This window comes from Amaricoccus sp. (assembly GCF_017995835.1).
GTDB lineage: Bacteria > Pseudomonadota > Alphaproteobacteria > Rhodobacterales > Rhodobacteraceae > Amaricoccus.
The window spans coordinates 1-4,407 of the sequence record NZ_JAGOID010000168.1; the positions used below are offsets into that span (position 1 = coordinate 1).

Genomic DNA, 4,407 nt, shown 5'->3' on the forward strand with positions numbered 1-4,407 from the left:
CTGAGGCCCGCCAGGTTCAAGTCATCGATATCTGGTGGGGCTCCTGCCATGCCCGCATGGATTCAGAAATCCCTGCGCTTGTGGATCCCCTATCGACACAACCGCCCACCTTTTTGCCCCGGTTACTCTCCAGGTTAGCTAACCTATATGAAATCATCAGGATTTCATGGGGCGCCTCACGACGCGAGGCGGGCGGCTTCCTCGAACAGGATCGCGTGGCGGGCGGCGAGGCGCCATGGGTCGTCGTCGTAGCCGCCGCCGAGGACGCCGGCGACCGGCAGGTCGCGGGCGCGGGCCCAGGCTAGGACGAGGGCGTCGCGGGCGCGCAGGCCGTCCATGGTGAGGGCGAGGCGGCCGAGGCGGTCGGATTCGTGGGGATCCACGCCGGCGTTGTAGAACACGAGGTCGGGGGCGAAGGGTGCGGTCGCGGCGAGGGCGTGGGCGAGGGTCTCGAGGTAGGCGGCGTCGCCGAGGCGGTCGGGCAGGGGGAAGTCGAGGTCGGAGACGGCCTTGCGCGCCGGATAGTTGCGTTCCGCGTGGAGCGAGAGCGTGAGGACGCGCGGGTCGCCGGCGAAGATGCGGGCCGTGCCGTCGCCCTGGTGGACGTCGCAGTCGACGACGAGGACGCGGCGGACGACGCCCTCGTCGAGGAGCGCGCGGGCGGCCACCGCGACGTCATTGAAGACGCAGAAGCCGGCGCCGCCCTCGGGACCGGCATGGTGGGAGCCGCCCGCCATGTTGCAGGCGACGCCGCGCTCGAGCGCGAGCCTTCCGGCGAGGAGCGTGCCGGCGGCTGAGAGGAAGGCGCGGCGGGCCACCGCGGGCGTGGAGGGGAGGCCGATGCGGCGGGCTTCCTCGGCGGTCAGCCGGGCCTCGGCGACGCGCTCGACATAGGCGAGGTCGTGGACGGCGGCGACCTGCGAGACGCCGGCGGGGGCGGGAGACAGGAAGCCGCCCGAGGCGGGGAGCAGGCCGCGCGCCGTGAGCGTCTCGCGCAGGAAGCCGTACTTCGACATCGGGAAGCGATGCCCCGGCCGGATCTGGGCCATGTAGTCGGGGTGATAGACGATGGTCGGGGTCATTTCGCGTCGGACGGGGCCGCATCGGACGCGGTCGGCTCGGGCGGCGCGTCGCCGGCAGGGGCGACGTCGAGCCGTGCGGCGATGAGATGGGCGCAGGCGGCGGCCTCTTCGGCGAGTTGCGCCGCCAGCGCCGGCAGGTCGGGGGCCCCGGTGGTTGCGAGGACCAGGCGAACGAGGCCGGCGCCCGCCTCGGACGGGTCGATGGTATGGTCGGCGGCGAGGCGCACGAGCTGCTGGAGGCTCGCAAGCCGCTCCAGTTGGGCGGCGAGGCGGGCGGCGTCGCCGCGGGCGAGCCAGCCGGCCTTCGCCAGGCGGTCGAGCATGGCGCGCGGCCGGCGCACGCCGACGAGCCCGTGGAGCAGCGCGCCGGTCTGGGCTAGGAGCTCGATGTCCATCATCCGGCCCGGGCCGAGCTTCGCCTCCCAGGGGTTCGCCGCGGCTTCGGCATGGGCCTCGGCGAGGCGGCGGCGCATGTCGCGGGCATCGGCGAGGACCTTGGCCGGGTCGTGGGGGGCGGCGATGACGGCGGCGATGGCCTCGGTCACCCGGGCGCCGAGATCCGCCGGCCCCGCGACGACCCGGGCCCGGGTGAGCGCGAGGTGCTCCCAGGTCCAGGCTTCCTCGGCCTGGTAGCGGCGGAAGCCCGCGAGGCTGACCGCGACGGGGCCTTGCCGGCCGGAGGGGCGCAGCCGCATGTCCACCCTGTAGAGGATGCCTTCCGACGTCGGCGAGGTCAGCGCGGCGATCAGCGACTGGGTGAGCCGGGCGAAGTAGACGGGCGCGGCGAGGGGGCGTCGGCCCTCGGACTGGGCGTCGGGGGCGGCGTCGTAGATGACGAGGAGGTCGAGGTCGGAGCTGACCGTCATCTCGCGCGAGCCGAGCTTGCCCATGGCCACGACCGCCGCGCCGCCGCCCGGGGCAGGGCCGTGGCGGCGGGCGAACTCGGTCTGGACGCGGGGCAGGAGCGCGGCGACGGTGGCGTCGGCGACCGCGGAGTAGGCGGCGCCGGCCTCGTCGGCCTCGGCGAGGCCGCGCAGCAGATGGACGCCGATGCGGAAGTGGCGTTCCTTCATCCAGACGCGGGCGCGGTCGAGGGCGCTTTCGTAGTCGTCGATGGCGGCGAGGATGGCGGTCAGTTCGGCGCGCAGCTCGTCGGCGCCGCGCAGCGGCTTGTAGAAGTCCGGGCTGATCACCGCGTCGAAGACGCCGGCGTTGCGGCCGAGGTGGCGGGCGAGCTCGGGCGTCGAGCCGGCGATGTCGACGAGCAGGTCGAGCAGCGGCGGGTTGGCCTCGAAGAGCGAGAAGACCTGCACGCCCGCGGGCAGGCGCGCCATGAAGGCGTCGAGCGCGATCAGAGCCTCGTCTGGCTGGGCCGCGTCCTTCAGCCGGGCCAGCAGCTCGGGCTGGATGCGCTTGAAGATCGTGCGGGCGCGTTCGGAGCGCATGGCCGGATAGCGCCGCCAGTCGGCGATGCGGGCGGCGGCCGCCTCCGGGTCGCGGAAGATCGTGGCGAGGTCGGGCGCGGGCGCGACGGCGCGCTCCTGGGCGAAGAATGGCTCGGTCAGCGCGTGAACCTCGGTCAGGCGGGCGCGCAGGGCTTCGGAAAAAGCCTCGCGGTCGGTCTCGCCGCAGAAGTCGGCAAGACGGGCGAACGCCTCGGCGGATTTCGGCATGTGGTGGGTCTGGGCGTCGTCGAGCATCTGGAGCCGGTGCTCCAGCGTGCGGTGCGCGACATAGGCCGCGGTCAGGGCGTCGCGGACGGGCTCCTCGACCCAGCCCTTGCCGGTGAGGGCCGCGAGCGCGTCCAGCGTGCGGCGCGAGCGCAGGTCCGGGTCGCGGCCGCCGGTGATGAGCTGGCGGGTCTGGGTGAAGAACTCGATCTCGCGGATGCCGCCGGCGCCGAGCTTGAGGTCGTGGCCGAGGACGCGGATCGGGCCGGCCAGTCCCTTGTGGGCGCGGATGCGCAGCCGCATGTCGTGGGCGTCCTGGATCGCCGCATAGTCGAGGTGGCGTCGCCAGACGAACGGGCGCAGGCGATCGAGAAAGGCCCGGCCCGCCTCGACGGCGCCGGCGCAGGGGCGGGCCTTGATGAAGGCGGCGCGTTCCCAGGTCCGGCCGAGGCTCTCGTAGTACCGCTCGGCGGGGTCGGTGGCGATGCAGACCGGCGTGACCGAGGGGTCGGGGCGGAGCCGGAGGTCGGTTCGGAAGACGTAGCCCTCGGCGGTGTTCTCCGAGAGGGTCTTGACGACCTTCTGGGTGACGCGGACGAAGCCGCGGCGGATGTCGGCATAGGCGTCGGCGTTGTGGCGGCTCTCGTCGAAGAGGACGATCAGGTCGATGTCGGAGGAATAGTTGAGTTCGCCCGCGCCCATCTTGCCCATGGCGAGGAAGAACAGCCCGGCGGCGTCGGGAAGGTCGTCCTCGGTGACGCCGGGCAGCTTGCCGCGGGCGATCTCGGCGGCGAGGGCGGCGGCGAGCGCCGTCTGGCAGGCATGGTCGGCGAAGGCGGTCAGCGCCCCGGTGACGGCGTCGAGGTCCCAGGCGCCGCCGAGGTCGGCCAGCGCGGCAAGGAGCGCGACGCGGCGCTTGGCGGTCCGCAGCGAGGGGCCCGGGTCGCCGGGGTGGGGTGCGGCGAGGATCGCGGCGAGGCTCGCCTCCGGCGGCGAGCCCAGCGCCTCGCGGAGCCAGTCGGCCTCGCGCCGCATCAGCCCGCCGAGATAGGGCGAGCATCCGGCGGTTCCGGCGAGGAGTTCGCGGACCGGGCCCGCGAGGTCGGCGAAGAGCGCGGCGACGTCGGCCGCCGGGGCGGGGTCGTGCGCGATCGGCGCGCGGGAGATGCGGTCGGCGAGGCTCGCGGCTCCGGCGGTCATGGGCGCTCCTCGGCTTCGGGCGGTCGGGCCGCGAGCTTAGCCGCCGGCGCGGGAGCGGCAAGGGGGCGGCAGCCGCATCTATTCTGCCGCGACGTCGAGAAAGCCGCCGGACTGGCGGCGCCAGAAGCGGGCGTAGAGGCCGCCGCGGGCGAGGAGGGCGTCGTGGGTTCCTTCCTCGGCGATGCGGCCGTCGTCGAGGACGACGATCCGGTCCATGCGGGCGATGGTCGAGAGGCGGTGGGCGATGGCGATCACCGTCTTGCCCTCCATCACCGTGTCGAGCGTGTCCTGGATCGCCGCCTCGACCTCGCTGTCGAGCGCCGAGGTCGCCTCGTCGAGGACGAGGACGGGGGCGTTCTTGAGGATGACGCGGGCGAGCGCGATGCGCTGGCGCTGGCCGCCGGAGAGCTTCACGCCGCGCTCGCCGAGATGGGCGCGGTAGCCCTCGCGGCCCT

3 protein-coding genes are annotated in these 4,407 nt (G+C 73.9%); all 3 read right to left on the reverse strand.

Features of this window, described 5'->3' with window-relative positions; translation table 11 throughout:
* Positions 1-176: 176 nt before the first annotated feature.
* A complete protein-coding gene (locus KBA23_RS16015; protein WP_290743044.1) occupies positions 177-1,082 on the reverse strand; it encodes a histone deacetylase in 906 nt (301 codons plus the stop codon).
* A complete protein-coding gene (locus KBA23_RS16020) occupies positions 1,079-3,952 on the reverse strand; it encodes a bifunctional [glutamine synthetase] adenylyltransferase/[glutamine synthetase]-adenylyl-L-tyrosine phosphorylase (RefSeq protein WP_290743046.1) in 2,874 nt (957 codons plus the stop codon). Before KBA23_RS16020 ends, KBA23_RS16015 begins: the two co-directional genes overlap by 4 nt.
* 78 nt (positions 3,953-4,030) lie before the next feature.
* Positions 4,031-4,407 (reverse strand): ATP-binding cassette domain-containing protein (locus KBA23_RS16025; protein ID WP_290743049.1); only part of this gene is annotated, 377 nt, incomplete at its 5' end.